The organism is Paenibacillus terrisolis, assembly GCF_056171975.1.
On the sequence record NZ_JBKFGG010000015.1, the window covers coordinates 69,168 to 90,100 of the forward strand.

The following is a 20,933-nucleotide window of genomic DNA, read 5'->3' on the forward strand; positions in this document are numbered from 1 at the left end:
TTCTGCTTTTTTATCGAATTTACGCTTTTTTGGAGTCAAAGCGTTTGGATTCCTTCAATGTTCCATATTGGGACAAAGCTGCATCTTCCCAACCAAGCTTCTTGATTGAGGCTGCTGGTAAGCTCAAATACTCCCAAGCATTCTTTCCCTCGGCGGTAATTGCTACCGCTAAATCTTTGAGGCTGTCAGCTCCGAATGCCCAAGAGATTGTGCTATAGTGATCCCAAATCTGATCACCTGCTTGCAGCGCCCCATTCTCATCCACATAAGCCTTCAAATTAATCTTCATCTGTTTTAAAGCTGCTTCAGTTCTTTCGATTTCTAATGCAAGTTGGGTTGCTTGTTCTACTGTCAATGTTTGAATTATCGTTGTCATATTTTCAACTTCCTCTCATTTTTCATGCATTCCAATACAAACGGACAATGCTTACAGTGGCTGCCCGGCAAAGAAGGAAATAAAGAAGAAGCCATATCCGGGAAAGATTCCAGGCATGACTTCTTCATTTCAGTCTCCTCTGCTAATCCAAGCGCCCATTCTCTGGCTTCATTCGTGTCAGAATAGCTATACACAAACGATTCTGCTTTCCTGAAGCGCAAAAAATACAGTGTCCCTTTGATCCGGTTTATACCTCGTATTTTCATGATCGCCCATGCATATAACGGGAGCTGCATCGTATGATTCGCTCCGTACGTCCTCCAATTGGATTTCCAGTCCCAAAAATCATCGTCCCGGAGCAAATCAATATAGCCCTGAAGATGAATTCCAGAATCAGTGTCAAGCGGAAGTTCAAAATGAACCTCCGTTTGCCCCGTTAATCTAGGTGCACGATGCATTAATTGAGCGATCTCTTCATAAGTGACTTCTGAATGGAAATCCGCTTCAATAATAGCGGCCAAAATTGCCTCTTCTTCCGTTGATCCCTGCACCGTAAGTTCTATCGCCTTATGAACCGCTTTTCCAAGTGCCAACGGCTTTGTAACCGGCTCCGATTTCCCCAAAATGTACTTCTGGTAAAATCGATATGGGCAAGTTTCATAAAGCGAGAGCCGAGAAAAAGAATACATCATCAGAATGGCAAATCGTCATCAGAAATACCCCAAGCATCTCCGTTAGAATTCGTCCCTCGACTATTTGTCGAATCTTGATGACTTGAAGTGTCTCCGCTTTGAGAAGAAGTTCCATTAGATTGAGTTGTGAGGAATTGTACATTTTGTCCAATTACCTCCGTCACATAAACACGGCGACCTTCATTGTTCTCATAATTACGAACCTGAATTCTTCCCGTAACCGCAACCTGATGTCCCTTCTTCACATAATTGGCTACATTTTCGGCAACTGCCTTCCAGACTACGACCGGAATAAAATCTGCTTCTCGTTCGCCTCCTTGATTTGTAAACGGACGGTCTACTGCTAAGGTAAACTGTGCCACTCCCACTCCAGAAGGTGTATACCGCAGTTCAGGGTCCTTCGTCAGTCTTCCGATTAACACCACTTGGTTCAAGCTCATTTTTTATCCTCCACATTCATGCCTGCCTCTGTAGGTTCAGGACTTACTGATTTTAAATTACAAACAAATCGTTCAGCGTCCTCTGTCCATTTCGGACGGGATGCGCACGAATAGATTTGGAGTGCATATTCCAAGAGAGGGGCTTCAATTTCCCTTTCTCTCTGCCTAATACGCTCAATGTATTTCTGATATTTACAGTTCATAATTCCGATGATCAGCCAGAGATAGGCGCCCTGCTGTTCTGTCTCCAGGAATTGATTCCATTGCTGCCAGAGAAGATCCATGGAACGCATGTAATAAGAAAAATCTCGTTCTCTCATTAGCTTCCAATTCGGCTCTTTTCCCCCAATGTATTGCCGCAACCATCTCCGTTGATTTCGACTGAGACGTTCCGCGGGATGAACAACTTTTCGTTTTCGATATCGTTGTCTAACCTGATCTTCAGGAACACCCTCCAAAAGCGAAATAAAGCGAAAAACGCCACCATTCTCTCCGCAAAACCAGCATTTGAATACCTGGTCTTTGCTATTAAGAGAGAGGTGGTATCTTCGCTTTTTCCCTGGCTTTGAGTCTTCATGACAGAAAGGGCATTTGCAAGACACTTCTTCTCGTGATTTAGAAAAGGGATTAATTTGTAATCCATGCTGCTCTGCAATGCTCACAATGTCAGGAAGCATGATCAATCACAGCTCGCAATTGTTCATCTGGGCTGGGAGGAAGCTGTATTTGCTCCCAATCAGCAGACAAAACAATTTTTTGAATGACGGTGTGAAGCTGCTTCTTGGGTTCCCACCATTGCCAACGCTCATAGGCTTCTACGGCCATTTGAACATGTTTGCATTGCTTATGTCCAAAGTGACATGCTGGACAGTCATGCGTGATGATCAGATCATTGTAGTGAGGTTCCGCTTTCACAAGATAAACGCCATTTTGTTTACTGGACGGGAAGGCACAAATCAGTGCATTCCCATCTGTAAATGTTACGGTACTCATGCAGCCTCACCAGCCATCTCAACGGATTTTACAATCTTAAATCCATTGTTCACTTCAAAATTGACTTTGAATTGAGAATTATTTGAGATGGCGTTCACTTGATCGATCGTCTCCGGTGTGTTGGCAATCATCACAGATTCTTCTCCAGTAGCCATATTAGCAACCTTCAACTTGGCGAATGTTACGCCCCCTGGAGATGTTCCTGTTCCCATGTCAAGCATTTTGTAAAGTTCTCCTGCACTCTTTTGATTTGAAGCTGTATTGTTCTCCCGGTTCTTACTTTCCGAAGGCTTTGACTCTGAGCGCGTCTTGGAGGCAGTAGATCCAGTTGAAGAAAGATCCTTCTGATTCTGTTTGGCTGCTTGAGTCGGCTCTCCCACTTCAATCCGCTCAACACCTTCAACGGTTTCAATTTCGCTCTCATCCATCATGCCTAGTCCAGAAAGTGACAAGGTTACCCGTCTCTTCGCCTTTGTATTTCCTGTGACCATGACTCGTCCACCCTGACGCATAACCCATGTTCCATATTGAGTTGTTGGGCACCATACATCACTTTTTCCTGCAGGTTCCAATTGCAAAAATGAAGCAGCTAAATGTCTGGTTTTCTTCATTCTAACTACAGAAACATGAGGCCGTTTCATTTCTTTTCCAATCGCGACGCCTTCTAAAGTGCATAGAATCTGGAATGCTTCGATAACTTCTGGTTTACTTTTTGCAAAGTTTCCTCTTTTATCTCCATCTGCACACATAAAAGCCTTTAGCATACTTTGTCGTGCTTCGGACGATAATTTTGTAACTATTCTAGGCAAATCAGAATTATCCCGGTATCCAGCTTTTTCAAGTAACGCTCGACTGACTTGGGATGGAAGATACCACCAATGTTGTTCTAAAGTTTTGTAAGTCTTTCCTGTTGGAAAAGTTCTCATTCGAGCTGGAGTAACAAGCTCTTTTTTTTCTCCTGCAACAGAAGCAACGATAGCACGAATTTTATCAAAGTTATTCGCTTTACTTTGGCAGATTCCAATACGTATATAATTTCCTCTTCTTTGTATGGTTCCATCAGTTACAGCCCATCCAAGAACAGCAGCCTCATCCGGGGAAAGTAAACTTGTGTTTGTTTCTGATTCTTTCGCTGCAAGAATAATACTATGGCTTGTTTTTAATTGATTTGCTTTAATCAACACTCTTTCCGGACCACGATTACTATATTGTCCCCTTGGCCCCCTACTTCCATCTCCTCTTTTGTCCGGTTTATAAGACTTCGCCCTTTTTACAGCCCATGAGTGATCTGGTGTGCATAATACTTCAAATTGTCCTTTTGGTGATTTTAACTTAGATATTTCAGCATTCTTAAACACCGATACTTTTTGTAACGGAGTCCAGACTGTAACATCTTTCTCACAATCGTATGCAAGAACCATGTCACCAACATGAACATCTGAATAACGTTTAAAGCCATTCATTGTGAGTATCTCTGAATCTAGAGGAACACACTCAGCCTTCATAATAGCATTGGCCAATTCATCTGCTGTCAGAGGAAGAATCCTACCTGTAGGAACCTTGCATTTACGCATTTCATCCCAAATTTTCTCCTCTTTCATCAAAGAAACGGCACCAATGGATTCATCGGTTCGATGATCCGGCGCTTCACCACGCGCGGTCACACAGTATACATCACCAATGCGTTCACGACTGGTAATGGTGATACTAATGCTGTGCATTTTACGAAGCTGATCTGTAGCATCACGTTTGGCATAGAGAACCAGTTTCCCATCCAGTCTCAGGTAATCAAATGGTTTCGTGAGTGGATTGAGTCCGACACTTTCACAAACCTTTGTGTAGTAAATTAACCGCTCCTCTGGCTTCAATGAGGAAAGATCGCCTTGAACCACTACCTTTTCCATAATCGATAAATCCATTTTTAACCTCCACCGTCAAATGACGTTCTGCATTGTTTATACCCGCAGAAAGGTAAAATAAAAAACGCCCTTCTCCCTATGGAGAGAAATAACGTTTTAGTTCACAACATTTAATTATTCAGGGGTATGTGTTTTTACAAGTTCATCTAGGTCACTCCATATTTGCTGGAGCTTAACCCTGAGCAAGCCTTCCGTTTCGACACAAGCATCGTCCAAAAGCGATAATGCTTCTTCGAGCATCCATCTTACTCTTTCCATCGCATCTGCCTCTTCCTGAATCAGAAGTTTCTTCAACGGGCTCTGCTCGTTTCTGGATTCCGCCCAAGTGCTCTTGAGCGCACGCCACTTTTCCTCATTTGGAATTTTGAACCTGCCACTCCTTACAGTTGTTGAAACCAGGGACTTGTACTTTTTCAACCAGTGTCTGAACATATTCGGATCACCCTTTCATTTTTTTGAAAAAACAAAAAAAGCCGATCTCTGCACAGAATAATCCATGCAAAAATCGGCTTTTAAAAACATATTTTTGTTTTCCCTCATGCATACGCATGCGCCTTGAAGCAAAGCTTTTTATCGGAGCCTTTCGGTACTCTTCTTCCCTTATTCTCAGCATGGAGACTTCGGGCAAACTTACTTTATCCTACTTTTTCCTCACTTGTAACCAAGCCTGTAGGGGAGGTCTTGCATTGCTTCACCAATAAGGTGTAAGTCGCTCTTGTCTCCTGCAAGTGGGAGTATAGAGGTAAAGAAATTTACAAGAATATTATACCATTGCCCCCACACTAATGCAATCGTATGTTCCCCTAGCATTATAGAAAAAACTAGGAAAAGTATTTGCTCTTTTATCAAACATAGTAATAAACAGTACCCCATTTAAGTTTTACAGTGCTACCAGATTTACCTTTGTTCACAAGTCGAATTTTTATATTATCTAATCCTTTTGGACTAGTAGTACTTGTAACCCAGCCACTGCCATTTACAATATCATCAGCAAAAAGAAAATTCCCATTACTATCATAATACTCGATATCAAACGTCGCACTTCCAATCACTTCTGCCTCAAAAACATCAAAAGAACCATAGAATATATTACCACTATTAACCCATATGTAGTTGGTAAATGATGTAGCATCAAATGAATAGTGTTCTGATGTCAACGCACTGATTGGTGAAATTTCTACGGAACTTGGGTTAACGATAGATTCTGGAGTTGTAATAGGTTCTAAGTCTTGAGCTTGTGCGACCGAAACTGAAAATATCGAAAAGGATAATACTGCTACTGAAAGAATCTTTTTCAATTTAATACCTCCAAATTTTATTTTTAACAACAATAGAATTATATTCCATTATTGGGTGCCGTACAATATTCTTGTTTTTGGGGTCCCGCCAACATTTTAACAAAAATATACGCTAAGCCCTTGATCATGCCCGGCTTGGCGTTTTTTCTTACTCTAAGGCGCAATACCAGCATAGTGTCACCACCCGCAAAGTAGATACTGGGGAGCGCTAACAAACGGAAATTTTTTACGCTAAGCAGTTTTTTACATAAAATAAAGCAGATTTCCTATACGTACAGGAAATCTGCTGATATGTACTTGCATATAGCTCTTTCGTAAGAATTTTTGAAGCTTACAAGAGATTAGATCACGTCAAGAGTCCGAATGAATGTAGTGACATTGCCCAAACAGCAGGCTCCTTGTGGGTTATTAACCTCACACCCACAACGATTAGCTTGAACTTGTTCTTGTATATGTTCAATTGGATGCTGATTTTCCTGAACAGCTTGTATTAAGCGTTCCCTTGTCCATCCAAAGCAGTAGCAAACAGGTACATCTAACGCATCGTCTTTTTGGAACACCGAGACTTTGAGTGTATCTTTGCCAAAGGTCTGCTCATCACTAAAATAGACGACTTCACAAGATGAATTCGTGCAAAAAGCGTAAGTCAATTCAGGGTGAATGGTTTCTAACGCTGTAGGTTGAAGCAATGCCTTGATTGTAATCAATTGAATACTTTTGCCCCTTTTGTGACAAACAGGGCATTGAATTAGTGTTGTTGGCTTTTCAGTGGATGTTTGACAACAGCTATCCATTTTGTATCACTCCTTAGGCAGGTTTTTAATTCGTCACTGTTTCAATAATGGGACATTCGTAAATATCTTTGTTTTCGGGGCACCTTTCTTTAAGATCCACCAGCATTCGTTCAATTCTTTGGAGATCTTCAATTTTACGCTGGATGTCCTCTATCTTTAGAACAGTGAAATCATACATATCGCGGCACTTTACTTCATCTCGATCAACAACACCTAACAATTTGTCGATTTCATTTAATGAGAATCCCAATTCCTGCATGCGTTTAATAAAACTTATACGATCAGCTGTTTGTTCTGAATAAATGCGGTAGCCTGAATCGGTACGTGAAGGTACTTCAATTAAACCGATTCGTTCATAATACCGAATAGTTTCTTTGTTAACATTACATTTATCAGCAAGTTCTCCGATACGAAACTGCATTTTCTTCACCTCATATGTAGTATAAACCCTGTACTTAAGTACAGGGTCAATAGATATTTTTCTCTCTAAGTTCCACCCACATCTAACTATGTCGCTTTTGGGAAGTCCTTAGCGTATATTTTCGTTAAAATGTTGGCGGGACCCCTTTTTAGATAAAAATTAAATAAGAGTCGAATTTCAAATATCTGGCCCTTTATTTTTTCTTGGAAACGGAGCGTCTAACTAGATATATGGTAAGAGATTAAAAATATATAAAATGTGTTCATGTACGTAAGAAAAAGTAATGCACATGTTGCTACGTATTATTCAGATAAACAAACGAAAATGATATTTAAAGAATAGCTAATAAAAAAGGGCGAGGCGGACATTACCGTATCTCGCCCTTTATTATGATAAGTCCTTTTTTATCCAGCCACACCGCTTTGTACTGAAGGAGCCAATTCATCTGATGAGTTTATTTTTAACGAGCTGCTCGACTCCCAGATTCGTTTTTCAATCTGCTGGGCAATCTCAATGTGATCTTTTAAGTACTGCTTCGTACTATCTCTTCCTTGGCCAATTCTTTCTTCGGCAAACGAATACCAAGATCCACTCTTTTCGATGACACCCATTTCGACCCCAAGGTCAATAATACTGCCTTCCTTTGAGATTCCTTCTCCAAACATCATATCGACCTCAACCTGTTTAAACGGCGGAGCGACTTTATTTTTGACGACTTTAATCCGTGTTCGATTTCCGGTAGCCTCGGTTCCTGTTTTCAATGTTTCTATTCGCCGTACATCAAGTCGCACGCTTGAGTAGAATTTTAAAGCTCTTCCTCCAGGAGTAACTTCCGGGTTTCCAAATGATACGCCAACTTTCTCCCGAAGTTGGTTGATAAAGATGGCTATGGTCTTGGATCTACTCAGTGACCCCGCAAGTTTTCTCATCGCTTGAGACATAAGCCGGGCTTGGAGCCCTACATGAGAATCCCCCATTTCTCCTTCGATCTCTGCTTTAGGAACAAGGGCTGCTACTGAGTCAATCACCAAGATCTCAACAGCCCCTGTGCGTACCAATGCATCTGCGATTTCAAGCGCCTGTTCACCGGTATCTGGCTGAGACAACAGCAATTCGTCTATATTGACACCCAAGTTCTTGGCATACATCGGATCAAGAGCGTGTTCTGCATCAATAAAAGCAGCTTGTCCGCCTAGCTTTTGTACTTCGGCAATCGCGTGAAGTGCCACCGTCGTTTTCCCGGAAGACTCTGGACCATAAATCTCAATGATTCGCCCGCGCGGAAATCCTCCCACGCCTAAAGCTAAATCAAGAGCGAGATTTCCACTTGAAACGGTCTCCACCTGAATGTGCGCAGCTTCCCCGAGCTTCATAATGGCCCCTTTACCAAAGGACTTCTCAATTTCTTTTAGTGCTTTTTCTAACGCAACTTTCCGGCTTTCTCCATTCTCCATGATCCTGTGCTCCCTTCTGAAGATGCGAATGTATGTTCTTACAGGAATAAAGTATCACACATATGTTCGCATTTCAATAACTTGTAGGAGAATATTCCCAATCTGTTCACTATTTGACCCATTTCCCCTCAACTTGTCTATAGAATCGATAGTCCTGATTCAAGTCTTGATCTAAAAGGAACTTGGCATCTTTAAGCAGATTGTTCAAAGGTTCAACCTCTTCTAGTGATTCTGAAATAACAATCATGGGATACACAGAATGACGTAGCAGATTAGGCAGATTACCCGTACTTCCACGAATGATAAGTACATTACGTAAATCTTTGCCTATCTCCACCCTTCCCGTAAAAGGATATGGAGCAGAATTTATTTGAAATGCCTTTTGCTTATCCCGCATGGCGCAGCAAAACTGAAAAAAGACCAAATGAGAGAGAATCTGTTCTACGGTCCAAATCCTCCAGAATTCATTTTTCCATTCCAAATTGAGTAATTGCGCCGCTCTTGGGCCAATGGTATAGATAGGAATCATGTTCTTATTTTTAATAAGTAGATGCTGAACCAGCTTCTTTTCATCCAGCATTCGCCGAATTTGGTGTCGCTTCCACTGGAATAGACGCCCCATTTGCACACTTCCTATGCAGCCAATCAGTCCAAGAGACCTCAGCCCATCTGCTTCTGTGGCTGCTCTCAGTGGTGCAAAGCCCGGAGTAATCCCTTCGGGAAATAAAGCTGGCTTAAACGCCCATTCATAATTTATAGAAAATGGCGATGTTTTCATCTGAAACTTCCTCCTGTATCAGAGTAAAGAAAGAGGCGAAAATCGCCCCTTTCATCTTCTCGGAATGATTCTTCCGTAGATACGCTCTTGTTTCGGATCAACGCCCCGTACCCGGATATAGACTGTATCTCCCCGCTTAACTTTACCGAATCTCATATGAGGAACAAGAGCATCTACCCCTCGTTCCAAGTTGACGAATATTCCGTACTCCATAACTCCTGATACTCTTCCCTTGTAGGTTCCTTTTGTAACATACCGCTTCGTGCAATCAGGCCAAGGACTTTTTTCTGCTGCCTTTTTGCTTACCTTCACAACCTTGTTCTCTGTATCCAACTCCACGACCTTTACTTTCAAGTGATCACCGATGTTTACTTCTTCTCGGAGATCATCGATCCAGCCGTAACCGTATTCCTGTACAGGCAGCTCCACCGTGATCCCCCCAATATCAAGCATCAGAGACTTCGGCAGAACAGTACGAGCTACAGCCGTAATGACCGAATCGGGTTCAAGCCATTTCCATGTAAGACCTTCCATATGTTCCAACGCAGCCTGGCGAGATGCAATAAAAGTGTCTCCATCCCGGTCATAGGTCACGATCTTGAAAGCAACTGGCTCCCCAAGTAAGCGCCGGAAAGCATGCGCATCGTTCGTACCGGAGTATTCCTGCGGAATATATCCCCTCACACCGCCGACCATGACCACGCCACACAATTTATTCAGTTTCGGCTCAAGACCAATCAACTCAGCTTGCAACACCAGATCATTTTGCCGAGCACTATAAATTTGCGCCCAACCTTCATCGTAGTCCTGGTGAAGCATCTTGTCTTCCTGATAACCTTCAATCAATACTCTTTTCAATTCTTCCATGTTCTTAACCTCCATAAATTTGTTTTAGAAAATATTAAAAATCCTCACGCTAAAAGCAGTGAGGGTATTACTCAAACGGATCGTCTTCAAAATTCGGTTTTTGAACTTCGGTTTGTTCGTCCAAATAAACCGGTTGTGCCTGTGAAAAAGAAACTTCGGAATCCTTTATCGATTCCGAAGAAAAGGATAAGCGGGATAAGGACGAGAAAGCCGGCTCCTGATTAAGCGTTTCACTGGCATGAGATTGATGTCTTTTCTCAAAAGGGAATCGAAATCCTCTCCACCATAAACGTTTTGGCTCCCACTCTCGAAGTTCTTTCCAGTCACGAGGAATAAACGCACCTTTGCCGATCTTCGGCGGTAACGGCGTTCCATCTTCCAGTAGCTTAGCCACATAATGAAACTTGGGTAAGCCATCCATGAGCTGCGTATAAAAGATGCGGTCCTCTTCCTTTTCCGTATCCCTATAACTTTCCGGTAGCAGATTAGGAAGAAGCAACTGCTGTTTAAATGTGCTTTGTCTGCTGATAATCTGCTTTTTGCCAAACTCCCGGCTGAATTCCAACGCATCTTGGTAGGACAAGCCGCCAAATGAAATTTTGTTCCGGCAGCTTGTTAGAATGGATTGCTTCATCGCCTTCGCGTTGATTTTGCCGGATTCCACTTCAAGCTGGCCAAGTGATTGAATGGCAAAAATCCCTGCTGTTTTATATTCAGCTGCAATAGACAGAAACAGCTCCACATCCGGGTTAATATAACGGGAATACTCGTCCACAATTATAATATGCGGTACGCGCGTGCGCTCCGTTCCTGGGCGGCGAAAAGTGCCGCTCTGTAAGTGCATCACGACAAACTGTCCGAAAGCATCCCCAGCTTTCCGCAGCTTCCCCATTGCGGTATTGACGGCCAATACGCCACCGGATGCAAAGTGCTTGTCCATGTCAAAATCGGATTGCCCTGTTAAGATCGGTTCCAGATGCCGATTAGAAGTCAAGTTCTCAAGCTGTGCGCGAAGACCAATAACAAACTGCTGGTACTTTTCTTTCTGCGTTCCGAGCAGTTCGGATTGAAAGAACTGCACCAAATCTGATTCACCTTCCTTGAAGCGTAGCTCCTGCACCTTGTCTTCCAAAAGTCGTTGATCCCGCATTGTTCGTAGAACATCACCCAAATTGACATCATCCAGATAAAGACGTTTCAGGAGCTTCGTGATATTCCGTCCGGCCAACTCTTGTACCGTAGCGAAAAAAGCTTCCTGTTTGCCAAACATAGATTTGAGTACCGTCACTGTCGCTTCAGCTACGTCGTCCTCGTCTCCCTTCATTACAGGAAAACGAGCGCTATTTGAAATCGTGGGGTCAACATGGACACAGGGCAAGTCCATTTCCCCGCACATTTCATTAACCATCGCGGCCATATCCCCCTTAGGTTCAACAACAGACAATCCCAGGGGAATACCCCGTTTCTTCATAAGCAGTAACTGATAAATGATTGGCTTCAGCAAGGTTGCTGTCTTCCCGCAGCGGGTTGGGCCGACAACAAGCATGTGCGTAAACAGATCATCCCCATTCCAGCGGATCATAAGCCTCACTCCTTCATTGGGATTTCTTCGCCAAGATTCAGTTCAATTTCTTTACTACGAATAAATAGGCGTTTGAACTTCTTCCAACGGTCTATAGCTGTCGGCTTTACGACTACGAGCTGCTGCTTGCTGACATTGCCCCGCCGATTGAGTAAATTATGCTGCATTCGATGATTGGCAAAGGTGACGAATGATGAGAAGACAAGTCCAGCAATAAGAGCAGTGTGAAACCCGACTGCAGCAGACAACGGAAAATCAGGTTCGCCGATTAGAAAAGCATGCAATCTCCCACTCAATGCCATACCCGTCCACAATAGACCCGTAAAGAAATAAATAATCTTATTTCGATGCTCCAGCACCCAGCCGTACAGGTAGACTATGAAACACAGAATCACCGGGAGCCAACCCCAGAAGCCGGCCCAACCTGGTAAACGCCAATACAAATAAGCCCACCCGCTAAGAGTGAGCAAGAGCCAGATGAAACGTATCATGATCTAAGTACATCCCTCCTTCAAAAAAGCATTCAAATTAATTCCTTCGAAATACCCACAATATCCACATGTGCCGCACTTAACAACTCCTGCTGGTATCGTTCAACTTCGTCTTCATAACAAAAAAGAAGGACTCTTCGCCCCTCTCTTTGGCTTGCAGTTATGTTGTAGGTCATCAAACACCGCTTCAAAATCATGATATTGCCTGTCAGCAATTCAATGACATATGGCCCGCGCTTACCTGCTTCTTGATGAAGACCGTATACAAAACCGTATTTACTCGGTGCCGGAACCGGTGTCAGTTCGCCATAGGGTTTAAATAACTTCTTTAGCTTTAAAAACTCATTTGAAAGAATGTAGTCGTAAGTCAGGTGTACCCCATACTCGTCATACGGCAGCAAATACACTGGAGCCCCGCCTGTAACCAGTTCCTGTTTATGACAAAGTGATTCAAAAGCGTGTTTAACGGACGGACTCTTGTAGTATACGAGATAGCCCCTAACATTGTCCTTTCCACTAATCTCCATCACAATTTTTTGCAAAGTTTGTTCCTTTGCATCTCCATTCAGGATGAAAATCATGTAGTCCCCCCGACCATCACTAAAACCACCGACTGTCAAATTACCACGATTTAAGTTGTATTTTCGTTTGATTGCACGCGAATCCATATACGCCACATTTGGCATACGAAGATGAAGCTCGTTCGCATCAATAATATACTGCCGCTGCTGTACCGAAAGCTCCATGTCCCGCGCTCGATAATTACTCTCTCCTATGACTCCCCTAGTTCGCAGCAATTGCAAACCTTGTGTTGTCAATCGGTAGTACGCCGTTCGGACTCGCTTTCCTGTCTTCCCATTGCCTCCATGTACTTCTGATGTTACAAGTCCTTCATCCCTCAGAATATACAACCGCCTGCTTCCATACTTCTCATTTCCCTCAAAAAACGTCTGTATGATCTGCTGCTTCGTCATCTCCCTGACTCGATACAGTTCGCGCAAAATATCCACATCTCGCTCCGTCCATTCTCGCCTTCTTGGCATCTTATACCCCCTTTCTGCTGGAAATTTTCTTCGCCGGATTTGCGCTGTTTAGACTGGTTTGGCTTGGATTCATGCTGAGCGTTGGCGACGGTCATTCCGGCCCACCTTACAACTTCGTTGTGCGGTAGACCTCCATGACTTTTTCCTTTCAGATTTTCGGGCAAACCATCAAAAGTCCAGTAACCACAAGGTTTACAGGCTTTTTCTACGATAAATCACCGTGTTATTTTGCGACCTTCCTATATCGGGTTGTAAATCACACGATATTAGCCCATTTTTTCAAGCTCATTTTCTACATAATTAATTAAATTTGACGTATTCTTGATGTGTGTAACATAGATGAACACACGATCTTTTTTCATGAGATCATGAATTCCAGATTCCATTGTTGATATTTTTTGCCAGCAATCATCTTCGATAATTCGTGTACTGCGAACAGCATTAATCAAGTGGCTACGATTTCGGTTATCCAAATCTCGGATACGCATATCGCTGAAAAAGTGACACATATAAACAAATGCTCGGTCAAATGGTTCTGGCTGAGTATATCGAAATTTCCCCATGAACGCTTCTAGCGTTACTGTGTTGTAGTAATCACGAAGTTTCTTCTGATACTCCCTATCCTCTATATAGAGTGGAAGCATCCCCTCGTAACTAAACTGATACACGGAATAATCACCCAACTCAAAACATTCGAGCTGACAAGGTGGGTAAGCCTTCGGATCAGGCGATGTGCTTTCTGGCAAGGAAGGCATTCGTTCTGAAATTACGTTTCCAAGACTCAAAGATAAGATAACGGCTTGCTTATACAATTCCCTTAAAGATTCAACATCTTTTTGAGCTTGCTTTTCCCAAATTGACATCTGCTTCACTCCCCATTTCTCCATAAATTCTATGTGCATCACTTATCAGAACAATAACAAAAATCTCAATTTCTATTTGCAGCATATAGGCTTTGCTGAATCGTATCACTTCAAATGGTTTAAAAAATCAAACGGGTCTTTGGAAATCACCTTCTCTTGGGCTGAGTCTGATTCTTCTTCCAAGAGTAAGGCTTCCAAATCCACCACCGCTTTTTTCCCTTGAGATTTGAACCCAGCCAACGCTTCAGCAATAGTATCCGTCTTCTGATTACGTTCCTCAGCCTTTCTCTCCAGCTCCGCAAGTTCTTCCATCAGTTTTGTCACGCTGTCCGGAAAATTGAGCCCCGCGAATACAGTATAAATCGCTACTTGTCCCGGCTGATCTCCGACATAGGTCGCCACTGGATTTTCATCCAGGATCGGTGTACAGTTGTGAAGGAATGATTGAATCCCTTCGACAAACGCATGAGTGAATACTCTCTTTGCCGCCGTACTGTCAGCTACGATGCTGACGGCGCTGCTGGTTGCATCCTGAAGATCGTAACCGGCTGACAGTTCTCCATTCAGCACGCTTTGTTTAATTGCTTCCATGTATGTTACCGGAGAAGCCAGGTCAACCGACTGAGTTGGCAACACGCATTTACCGATGTGCAAGCAGCCACCAGTTTTGAGCATGTTCAACCACTCCGAGGAGTCAAAGTGATAACTTCCATATGGTTTGTAGCTGGCAGTGACAGTGTTCAGGTCATGCAACAGCCGGGCTACATGCCGGTTGCTTGATTTCATGAAGTCCTCTACACTCCGCTCCTGACTCAAGCCAGTCTGGAACAACTTCTCGTTATCCACGACCACAATAGCACCCAGACCCTGCATCGCCCTCTTAATGACCTGAAGACGCTGTAATGCGTTGCCCAACACCTTCCGGCCCTCGTTTTTGCGCGGTAAGGTGAGTAGCAAGCTGAAACGACCCTCAAAGCCTACCGTATGCAGCATACGAATCGCTTCAATCACAGCTCCTGTACCGGTGCCACCACCCAAACCGCAGCAGATAAAAATGTAGTCACGATCACCAAAATAGCTTTGAATAGTTTCTGCAATGCTGGTCTTGTGAACATTGAATGCTTCTTGCCCAAGTTGAATATCCCGGCCTACTCCTCGTTCATAACCAGACAGCGTGATCTTCTTGATATTCGGGTAATCCGGCAGCTTCAGGAGATCCATTTCATTGCTGTTAATCAAAACAGCAGTATATGGCCGTTGTGCATTTTTAGCGGATAGTCTCATCCCCGCACACGCATGAGCAATGGAGGTTCCTCCCATCCCCAATCCCAAAAATCCGTACTTCAAACTGATATTCATTGCGCCGCTTCCTTTCGCTCATTTTGTTCCTGCTTCAATCGCTCCTGTCTGTAATTCAACAATTCATTGCCTAACCGAGATAAGGTGTATTGCTTGGACTTGGCAACCTCAGCTACATGTACCAGTGCAGCTCCTTCGAGCATGGCAGCTGCTTCATCCAGCAAATGGCGTGAGCGTATAGGCATTTGTTCGGCATGAGAATGAATCTGCTTGTAGAGGGCATTTGTTACATCACGTAATTGCTCCTTCTGAATTGGCCGATCGGCCATCCTTAGAGCTGCAAGCACCCACATCATATTTTCATTCTCAACAGTAGCCGTTAATAGTGCCTCCAAAATGGCTTCCCTGCTCATCAAAATCGTTTCCCTCCTTTCACTCTTGGTAAAAAACAAAAAAGCCCCTACCCGAAGGCAGAGGCTAAACATCTAATTCATTTAATGCCTAAACGTCGATATTGTTCTACAATCATTTTTCGCATGACTTGTTCGACTTCACGATCCCTATCGTCTACTTGAAAAAACATGTACAATTCCTTAACCGTTTCCCTATCCAACATGGGCAATAATTTATTCCACCAAAGCAGAACTTTAAAATCCTCTGACCATTCAGGCTCAGGGAGCAAGCCAGCCTTAGCGATATTTTTCCGCAAGAAACTGAAATAAAACCTCTTTAAATATCGATCACTAGTGTCTAGGGATTTCTGATTTACATCTCTTACATCTTGCCCTGTCTCTGAGTTCTCAATTAATTCAATCAGGCGTCCTTTTTCCTCTTGGACGTAGTTCTCCAGTTCCCTGAGCTTACGATATTTTTCGAGAATGTAATTACTCTTTCCTAGGGGCTGAAGGTCAGATCTTCCTGAATCCTTCCCCTTTTCTTCAATTAACTTCGCTCGAATTCGGGCATTAATCAACCGAGCTTCCGCATTCATTCGACGGATTTCCATTTCTTCTTGGACGACTTCATTAACATTGCGATTATTTAATTCTGCCAAACTCATTTATTCTCCTTCCCGTTTATCCCGAACCGCCTCACGGCGGTGTCGGAAAATAAACACCGCCGTTTAGCGCCGGGCGAGAGGCGAAATTAGGTTTTATTAAATAGCAAAAAAGCCAATAACTACAGGAGGTTCCCTGTGTATCGACTTTTAAAAAGAATCAGTTATTTACAAAATGCTCCTACGAACGAGCCTTTGTCGTTCGTTCAGCCTTCATTTTGGCAATCGCTTCACTGATGATCCTGTCACGCTCTGGGTCGTCACCAGGAACAGACGGAACGACATAATGTCCGTTGGTTAAGCGACGTGCCGCTTCATCAATGCTTTCCTCTGGGTATTTCATTCCTTCCATGGTCATCACCTCTTATTTTAAGTATAACATAATAAGCTTTCTGGCGTCAGCCTCGTTAATGATCATGCGACCGCCGCCTATGTGCGTAGCACACATATTTCGAGCATAGTAGGCAATCAGGTGTGTCTTTGCGTCAAAAGCTACGAAGCCTTCAAAACCAAGATCAAAACTTCGTTGACAGGCAAAGGCAACTAAAGTCTCTCCTACAAAATCAAATACTTTATCAAAGCGATTATGAGGTGCACTTTCGATCAAGTGAACATACACATGATCTTCCCTTCGTTCTAAGGCAATTGCCCCTTGAATGATATCATTACCTTGGATCACAAGTTTATACAGTTCTATATTTCGGTAGGTAAAATAGATACCCCAATCGAAGGCATCCTCCCAGTCAGCCATATCTCCTTGCATTTCATTTAAATAAAGTGGAAGGAAATTGACCGGATATAACTCTTTAGTCTTGATATGAACTAGCAAAAGAAATCCCTCCAAGTTGATGAACCAAAGCTAAAATCAATTTTTAATGCCTTCTCCTTTCTCTTAATTATATATAAAAAGCCGATCTCTACACAGACGAATCCATGTGATGATCGGCTTTTAATTATCAATAATTCCATTAGATACGATTAATAAAAATCTTATCAGAGCCTTCCGGTCCTCTTCTTCCCTTGTTCTCGGCACATGGAGATTTCGGGACACTTCTTTATCCTACTTTTTCCTCAGCTCAAGAGCCTGTAGGAGAGGGCTTGCAATCTTCACCAATAAGGTGCTCTTTGTCTCCAGCAACATTTGGGAGTATAGAGGTAAAGAGATTCACAAGAATATTATACCATTCCCTTACCAAAAGGCAAACATACATTCTGATACTTACATACACAATATTATTAATTCTGTTACAAGGATGAATGGAGCCATGGGAATACTCAAATTTCGGTCTCTTCGAATGACCAGTAGGATCGTGGCAAATAAACCAGCAATAATAAGAAGCAGACAAAGAAATAATAAGGAGTCTCTCCATCCTACAGCTATCCCAACTACTGCCATTAACTTAATATCCCCACCGCCGACAGAGCCAGGAATCAATAAGGCTGCCACGTACAATACTCCTGAAGCTGCAATAGACCCTATCAAATAGTGTCCATATCCTTGATCCGTAATAAAAAGTCTAATCAAAAGCATATAGCCTAGCCCAATTATCACCAACCAATCAGGTATTATGCGCTTCTTTAAATCAGTATAAGTAGCGCCCCCCAATATGAGCAGCAATGGAAAATCAATCCACCGTAACTCCATTTGTTTCGCCCTCCCGAAGTAAATGAACTGTTATTCTATGTACAAAAAAAGCAGCCCCCAAAGAGACTGCTTCTAGCAAATCATGGTATAATATAACTTGCAACAGAAAGGCTTAAAGGCGGTCGGCTAATCTCCCGGAAGGGAGGTGATGCCTGTGGAAGTATATCAATCGTTGACGCTAATGATTTCATTTGCGACACTTATTGTACTTATACTTTCTTTCCACAACAAAAAGTAGACCGCCCTCGCCAAAGGTAAATGGTCTACTTTTTGTCATTATCCTTTTGCTATGCCGAACCGCCCTTAAAAGCGGCTGTTGCAGGGGACGGTTACCGCCGTCCCTTTATTAATAACTTTATTATAAAACTGAAAATACATAGATGCAATAATACCATGCAAATAATTATATGCAACATGCATGCAACGGGTCTTAGATTCTTAATACCACTCAGAAGTATCCAGCTTTGTTTGCCAATCATCATACATGCTGCCGTAGATAGTTATCTTTTTAATGTAGCAGGACGACAAATCATTCTGCCCCGCATGCATAGCAACAATTTTGAAGGTGTATTCACCATCAGGAGCATGAACATCCGTATAGAATTTGCGTTCATAGATATCAAGGAACTTGGATTTAAAATGCTCCCTCGGTAATTCCCAGGTTGCTGTCTTATCATCCCCACTTGTCTTCACCAAACCGATACTGGTCACATAGTCGCCGTCGGTATCCCAAATGTATGCCCTGACCTCTGTCGGCCCTTTCAGTTCACCTCCTAGCGGCTGCGCTGTGCCTTCCAGTCCTTTTGGAACCTTCGTCTCCCAATCAGTCGTGTAGTTCGTCTTCACTTTGATTTCAACGCCATAGCCGGCACGAGTGACCTCATTCGGATTTAGTCCCTTCTCCTCAGCCCAAGGGATAATCTCCCACGATCCTCTACTCTCCCGATCTTCATCCTTCGGGTTATCCGGGTCTGTAGGAATCCCCTGCTTTGTATTCAGCTCTGCTGAAACAGTCAGTTTCTCATTATAAGTGACGTCCCGCGTTTCCCAAATGGGATCGCTGTAATCCGTGTACGATTCTGTGGAGCTGTGCGACTTACCTTCATTATCCGTCCATGTTACGGTTCGGGTCTTTGTGTGGTATCCAGTAATCAAAGGATAAGAAACATCCCAACTGGCTTGAGGTTTGGTGGTATCGCAATACGCATCTCCCCCATTGCTGGTTACGGAGCATCCCGTTGTAGCCACGTTGTTAGATCGGTCCTTATCCAGTTTCTCCTGTTCAGGGTCAACATGGACGCTCAAGGTATGAATGCCAACGTCACCGGTCCACTTGAAACCGCCTACGGAAATAGGTGTATTGGCTGGCATGTCCTTTCTGGTTTCATAGATGGTTTTCTTTCCATCCTGCATAAATCGAATCAGGACATTGGAAACATCTGCGGCCCCTATGTTCTTCACCTTTGCTGTAACCGTAGACGATTGGCCCACAGTCAACGCCGATGGGCTGGCGGTAATGGATTGGGCTATCAGGTCGTTCTGCGCCCCTTCCCTGGTAATCGTCCAGCCACCATGAATATCGTTATTGTGGTATGCCTCAGTTGGTGATTCTAGCGCACGGTCAGGATGGTTCGGATTGTTGATCGTAACATCTGCCTTGATGTAATACGTACCTGGATCATCGCTGATCTCAATCTTCCCAAGCATATAGGTGTACTCTTTACCTATAACAAACTGCTCTGGTAGTTCCTTGTCCATGGACGACAAATCGAAGTTGGTTGAAACCGAGCCGCCGATAGTTACTTTAGCTGTCATTGGCATTCCACGCTCACTTGCGTAATCTCCTGAAATAATGTCTTCGTCTCCATCATAGCGGAACTTCACCCACAGCTGACCTGCTTCGGTTAACGTCAGTTTGGTCGGCACATAATCCATATTGAGATCATCTGCCAAGGTCACGCTCTCGATCTGAGTACGTCCGTAGCCATCGTCAACGATGATATCCACGTCTTTGCCTAGTACACGAGACAACTCCTTGCTTTCGATCTTAACGGTATTGCTGTACTCTGCATTAGTCGTGATGATAGAGGTCAGCTTCACTCGTTTACTCATATCAGGGAATGCATCTTTAGGTAGCGCATAGACATCTACCTGACGCTCACCATTTTCAACGCCAGCAGTTGTAAAGCTCACTGTCAGTTCCTCGCCTTGTGTGACTTTCAATGTGGGCCATGCAGTGACATTAAAGTAGGCACGGCCTTCGCCGTCTACTTTTTGAGTACGGTCGAACTGAACGCCCATACGGCTTACGACGCCGGAGGTGCGGAGGAACTCATAAAAATCCTGTACGATGTAGTAATATTCATGACCCTTACCATAATCTATACCACGTTCAGTAAAAGTATCTCGAAAATACTGTTTCTGTTGTTGAGATACACCATTCATATGATTTGACCACACGGCTTCAAATAAATCACCTACAGCTTCTTTGCTCCTATACGTAAGCCCAAAGCCGTTTTGATCAGAAAATTCCGGATCTCCGGGTTTTTCTTTAACTGCAAACACATCGTAATTGTCGATAGCTTGCCGCTGATTATCTGCAAATGTGAAGACTCCTTGCCACTGGTATAGTTTCCATGGATTGTTCGTTACTTTACTTCCCAATGCTGGAATGTAACCCTCAAAATGAACTCCAGTTTTTCCGTATACCCACGAGTTATCTGACGGATCAACTTTTTTCATATACTTTTGCAGCATCGGTGTTCCCGCCGCTGAAGCCACGGACACTACTAACACAACCAGAATTAAAAAAACCATACTTACTTTTTTCTTCATACCCTTTCCTCCCACTAAATAAAAAAATAAAAAGAGCCTGCGAGTTACTCGCAGACCCCTAAGAAATTTAGCTCAAACAGATGTTA

25 protein-coding genes are annotated in these 20,933 nt (G+C 43.2%); 1 reads left to right on the plus strand and 24 read right to left on the minus strand.

Going from position 1 to position 20,933, the window contains the following annotated elements:
* Positions 1–19: 19 nt before the first annotated feature.
* From ACI48K_RS13765 to ACI48K_RS13875, 23 genes are all read right to left on the minus strand, one after another.
* The gene (locus ACI48K_RS13765; RefSeq protein WP_475028172.1) at positions 20–376 is read right to left on the minus strand and encodes a hypothetical protein; all 357 of its coding nucleotides are present in this window, start codon (positions 374–376) and stop codon (positions 20–22) included.
* The gene (locus ACI48K_RS13770; RefSeq protein ID WP_475028173.1) at positions 373–1,068 is read right to left on the minus strand and encodes a PD-(D/E)XK nuclease family protein; all 696 of its coding nucleotides are present in this window, start codon (positions 1,066–1,068) and stop codon (positions 373–375) included. Before ACI48K_RS13770 ends, ACI48K_RS13765 begins: the two co-directional genes overlap by 4 nt.
* On the minus strand, positions 1,068–1,508 hold the full coding sequence (gene ssb, locus ACI48K_RS13775) for a single-stranded DNA-binding protein (RefSeq protein ID WP_475028174.1): 441 nt from the start codon (positions 1,506–1,508) through the stop codon (positions 1,068–1,070). The genes ACI48K_RS13770 and ssb overlap by 1 nt, the downstream gene beginning before the upstream one ends.
* On the minus strand, positions 1,505–2,185 hold the full coding sequence (locus ACI48K_RS13780) for a hypothetical protein (RefSeq protein ID WP_475028175.1): 681 nt from the start codon (positions 2,183–2,185) through the stop codon (positions 1,505–1,507). The genes ssb and ACI48K_RS13780 overlap by 4 nt, the downstream gene beginning before the upstream one ends.
* The gene (locus ACI48K_RS13785) at positions 2,175–2,501 is read right to left on the minus strand and encodes a hypothetical protein (RefSeq protein ID WP_475028176.1); all 327 of its coding nucleotides are present in this window, start codon (positions 2,499–2,501) and stop codon (positions 2,175–2,177) included. Before ACI48K_RS13785 ends, ACI48K_RS13780 begins: the two co-directional genes overlap by 11 nt.
* Positions 2,498–4,420, minus strand: a complete 1,923-nt coding sequence (locus ACI48K_RS13790; RefSeq protein ID WP_475028177.1) for a hypothetical protein — start codon at positions 4,418–4,420, stop codon at positions 2,498–2,500. Before ACI48K_RS13790 ends, ACI48K_RS13785 begins: the two co-directional genes overlap by 4 nt.
* Before the next feature lie 114 nt (positions 4,421–4,534).
* Positions 4,535–4,852: a hypothetical protein gene (locus tag ACI48K_RS13795; RefSeq protein ID WP_475028178.1), complete on the minus strand. Its 318-nt coding sequence runs from the start codon at positions 4,850–4,852 to the stop codon at positions 4,535–4,537.
* A 413-nt stretch (positions 4,853–5,265) separates the two neighbouring features.
* Positions 5,266–5,718 carry a hypothetical protein gene (locus ACI48K_RS13800; protein WP_475028179.1) on the minus strand — a complete coding sequence of 151 codons (453 nt, stop codon included), beginning with the start codon at positions 5,716–5,718 and terminating at the stop codon, positions 5,266–5,268.
* Between the two features lie 341 nt (positions 5,719–6,059).
* A complete protein-coding gene (locus ACI48K_RS13805; RefSeq protein WP_475028180.1) occupies positions 6,060–6,512 on the minus strand; it encodes a putative iron-sulfur cluster-binding metallochaperone in 453 nt (150 codons plus the stop codon).
* A 25-nt stretch (positions 6,513–6,537) separates the two neighbouring features.
* Entirely contained in the window at positions 6,538–6,933 is a 396-nt protein-coding gene (merR1, locus tag ACI48K_RS13810) for a mercury resistance transcriptional regulator MerR1 (protein ID WP_475028181.1), read from the minus strand.
* 404 nt (positions 6,934–7,337) lie between these two features.
* Positions 7,338–8,387 carry a recombinase RecA gene (gene recA, locus ACI48K_RS13815; protein ID WP_475028182.1) on the minus strand — a complete coding sequence of 350 codons (1,050 nt, stop codon included), beginning with the start codon at positions 8,385–8,387 and terminating at the stop codon, positions 7,338–7,340.
* 109 nt (positions 8,388–8,496) lie between these two features.
* Entirely contained in the window at positions 8,497–9,165 is a 669-nt protein-coding gene (locus ACI48K_RS13820; RefSeq protein ID WP_475028183.1) for a hypothetical protein, read from the minus strand.
* A gap of 51 nt (positions 9,166–9,216) precedes the next feature.
* Complete coding sequence (locus ACI48K_RS13825) at positions 9,217–10,032, minus strand: S1 RNA-binding domain-containing protein (protein ID WP_475028184.1); 816 nt, start codon at positions 10,030–10,032, stop codon at positions 9,217–9,219.
* A 67-nt stretch (positions 10,033–10,099) separates the two neighbouring features.
* Positions 10,100–11,614 carry a type IV secretory system conjugative DNA transfer family protein gene (locus ACI48K_RS13830; RefSeq protein ID WP_475028185.1) on the minus strand — a complete coding sequence of 505 codons (1,515 nt, stop codon included), beginning with the start codon at positions 11,612–11,614 and terminating at the stop codon, positions 10,100–10,102.
* 5 nt (positions 11,615–11,619) lie between these two features.
* Positions 11,620–12,105, minus strand: coding sequence for a hypothetical protein (locus ACI48K_RS13835; protein WP_475028186.1), 486 nt, complete (start codon positions 12,103–12,105; stop codon positions 11,620–11,622).
* Positions 12,106–12,137: 32 nt separating this feature from the next.
* Positions 12,138–13,148 carry a hypothetical protein gene (locus tag ACI48K_RS13840; RefSeq protein WP_475028187.1) on the minus strand — a complete coding sequence of 337 codons (1,011 nt, stop codon included), beginning with the start codon at positions 13,146–13,148 and terminating at the stop codon, positions 12,138–12,140.
* Between the two features lie 266 nt (positions 13,149–13,414).
* Positions 13,415–14,011, minus strand: coding sequence for a hypothetical protein (locus ACI48K_RS13845; protein ID WP_475028188.1), 597 nt, complete (start codon positions 14,009–14,011; stop codon positions 13,415–13,417).
* A gap of 105 nt (positions 14,012–14,116) precedes the next feature.
* Positions 14,117–15,370: an FtsZ/tubulin family protein gene (locus tag ACI48K_RS13850; RefSeq protein WP_475028189.1), complete on the minus strand. Its 1,254-nt coding sequence runs from the start codon at positions 15,368–15,370 to the stop codon at positions 14,117–14,119.
* Positions 15,367–15,726, minus strand: a complete 360-nt coding sequence (locus tag ACI48K_RS13855) for a hypothetical protein (protein ID WP_475028190.1) — start codon at positions 15,724–15,726, stop codon at positions 15,367–15,369. Before ACI48K_RS13855 ends, ACI48K_RS13850 begins: the two co-directional genes overlap by 4 nt.
* Before the next feature lie 74 nt (positions 15,727–15,800).
* Positions 15,801–16,370, minus strand: coding sequence for a hypothetical protein (locus tag ACI48K_RS13860; RefSeq protein ID WP_475028191.1), 570 nt, complete (start codon positions 16,368–16,370; stop codon positions 15,801–15,803).
* 178 nt (positions 16,371–16,548) lie between these two features.
* The gene (locus ACI48K_RS13865; protein WP_475028192.1) at positions 16,549–16,719 is read right to left on the minus strand and encodes a hypothetical protein; all 171 of its coding nucleotides are present in this window, start codon (positions 16,717–16,719) and stop codon (positions 16,549–16,551) included.
* Between the two features lie 12 nt (positions 16,720–16,731).
* Positions 16,732–17,196, minus strand: coding sequence for a hypothetical protein (locus ACI48K_RS13870; protein WP_475028193.1), 465 nt, complete (start codon positions 17,194–17,196; stop codon positions 16,732–16,734).
* Positions 17,197–17,586: 390 nt separating this feature from the next.
* The gene (locus ACI48K_RS13875; RefSeq protein ID WP_475028194.1) at positions 17,587–18,012 is read right to left on the minus strand and encodes a prepilin peptidase; all 426 of its coding nucleotides are present in this window, start codon (positions 18,010–18,012) and stop codon (positions 17,587–17,589) included.
* A gap of 148 nt (positions 18,013–18,160) precedes the next feature.
* Here ACI48K_RS13875 and ACI48K_RS13880 point away from each other — a divergent pair, with 148 nt between their 5' ends.
* Positions 18,161–18,250: a putative holin-like toxin gene (locus tag ACI48K_RS13880; RefSeq protein WP_475028195.1), complete on the plus strand. Its 90-nt coding sequence runs from the start codon at positions 18,161–18,163 to the stop codon at positions 18,248–18,250.
* 200 nt (positions 18,251–18,450) lie between these two features.
* Here the strand turns inward: ACI48K_RS13880 and ACI48K_RS13885 are convergent, their stop codons facing one another.
* A complete protein-coding gene (locus tag ACI48K_RS13885) occupies positions 18,451–20,847 on the minus strand; it encodes a CARDB domain-containing protein (protein WP_475028196.1) in 2,397 nt (798 codons plus the stop codon).
* Between the last annotated feature and the right edge of the window lie 86 nt (positions 20,848–20,933).

Excerpts from the sequence above, each read along its gene's own strand:
- ACI48K_RS13765 (WP_475028172.1), bottom strand. The coding sequence starts at position 376 with ATGACAACGATAATTCAAACATTGACAGTAGAACAAGCAACCCAACTT.
- ACI48K_RS13770 (WP_475028173.1), bottom strand. The coding sequence starts at position 1,068 with ATGATGTATTCTTTTTCTCGGCTCTCGCTTTATGAAACTTGCCCATAT.
- ssb (WP_475028174.1), bottom strand. The coding sequence starts at position 1,508 with ATGAGCTTGAACCAAGTGGTGTTAATCGGAAGACTGACGAAGGACCCT.
- ACI48K_RS13780 (WP_475028175.1), bottom strand. The coding sequence starts at position 2,185 with ATGCTTCCTGACATTGTGAGCATTGCAGAGCAGCATGGATTACAAATT.
- ACI48K_RS13785 (WP_475028176.1), bottom strand. The coding sequence starts at position 2,501 with ATGAGTACCGTAACATTTACAGATGGGAATGCACTGATTTGTGCCTTC.
- ACI48K_RS13790 (WP_475028177.1), bottom strand. The coding sequence starts at position 4,420 with ATGGATTTATCGATTATGGAAAAGGTAGTGGTTCAAGGCGATCTTTCC.
- ACI48K_RS13795 (WP_475028178.1), bottom strand. The coding sequence starts at position 4,852 with ATGTTCAGACACTGGTTGAAAAAGTACAAGTCCCTGGTTTCAACAACT.
- ACI48K_RS13805 (WP_475028180.1), bottom strand. The coding sequence starts at position 6,512 with ATGGATAGCTGTTGTCAAACATCCACTGAAAAGCCAACAACACTAATT.
- merR1 (WP_475028181.1), bottom strand. The coding sequence starts at position 6,933 with ATGCAGTTTCGTATCGGAGAACTTGCTGATAAATGTAATGTTAACAAA.
- recA (WP_475028182.1), bottom strand. The coding sequence starts at position 8,387 with ATGGAGAATGGAGAAAGCCGGAAAGTTGCGTTAGAAAAAGCACTAAAA.
- ACI48K_RS13820 (WP_475028183.1), bottom strand. The coding sequence starts at position 9,165 with ATGAAAACATCGCCATTTTCTATAAATTATGAATGGGCGTTTAAGCCA.
- ACI48K_RS13825 (WP_475028184.1), bottom strand. The coding sequence starts at position 10,032 with ATGGAAGAATTGAAAAGAGTATTGATTGAAGGTTATCAGGAAGACAAG.
- ACI48K_RS13830 (WP_475028185.1), bottom strand. The coding sequence starts at position 11,614 with ATGATCCGCTGGAATGGGGATGATCTGTTTACGCACATGCTTGTTGTC.
- ACI48K_RS13835 (WP_475028186.1), bottom strand. The coding sequence starts at position 12,105 with ATGATACGTTTCATCTGGCTCTTGCTCACTCTTAGCGGGTGGGCTTAT.
- ACI48K_RS13840 (WP_475028187.1), bottom strand. The coding sequence starts at position 13,148 with ATGCCAAGAAGGCGAGAATGGACGGAGCGAGATGTGGATATTTTGCGC.
- ACI48K_RS13845 (WP_475028188.1), bottom strand. The coding sequence starts at position 14,011 with ATGTCAATTTGGGAAAAGCAAGCTCAAAAAGATGTTGAATCTTTAAGG.
- ACI48K_RS13850 (WP_475028189.1), bottom strand. The coding sequence starts at position 15,370 with ATGAATATCAGTTTGAAGTACGGATTTTTGGGATTGGGGATGGGAGGA.
- ACI48K_RS13860 (WP_475028191.1), bottom strand. The coding sequence starts at position 16,370 with ATGAGTTTGGCAGAATTAAATAATCGCAATGTTAATGAAGTCGTCCAA.
- ACI48K_RS13865 (WP_475028192.1), bottom strand. The coding sequence starts at position 16,719 with ATGGAAGGAATGAAATACCCAGAGGAAAGCATTGATGAAGCGGCACGT.
- ACI48K_RS13875 (WP_475028194.1), bottom strand. The coding sequence starts at position 18,012 with ATGGAGTTACGGTGGATTGATTTTCCATTGCTGCTCATATTGGGGGGC.
- ACI48K_RS13880 (WP_475028195.1), top strand. The coding sequence starts at position 18,161 with ATGCCTGTGGAAGTATATCAATCGTTGACGCTAATGATTTCATTTGCG.
- ACI48K_RS13885 (WP_475028196.1), bottom strand. The coding sequence starts at position 20,847 with ATGAAGAAAAAAGTAAGTATGGTTTTTTTAATTCTGGTTGTGTTAGTA.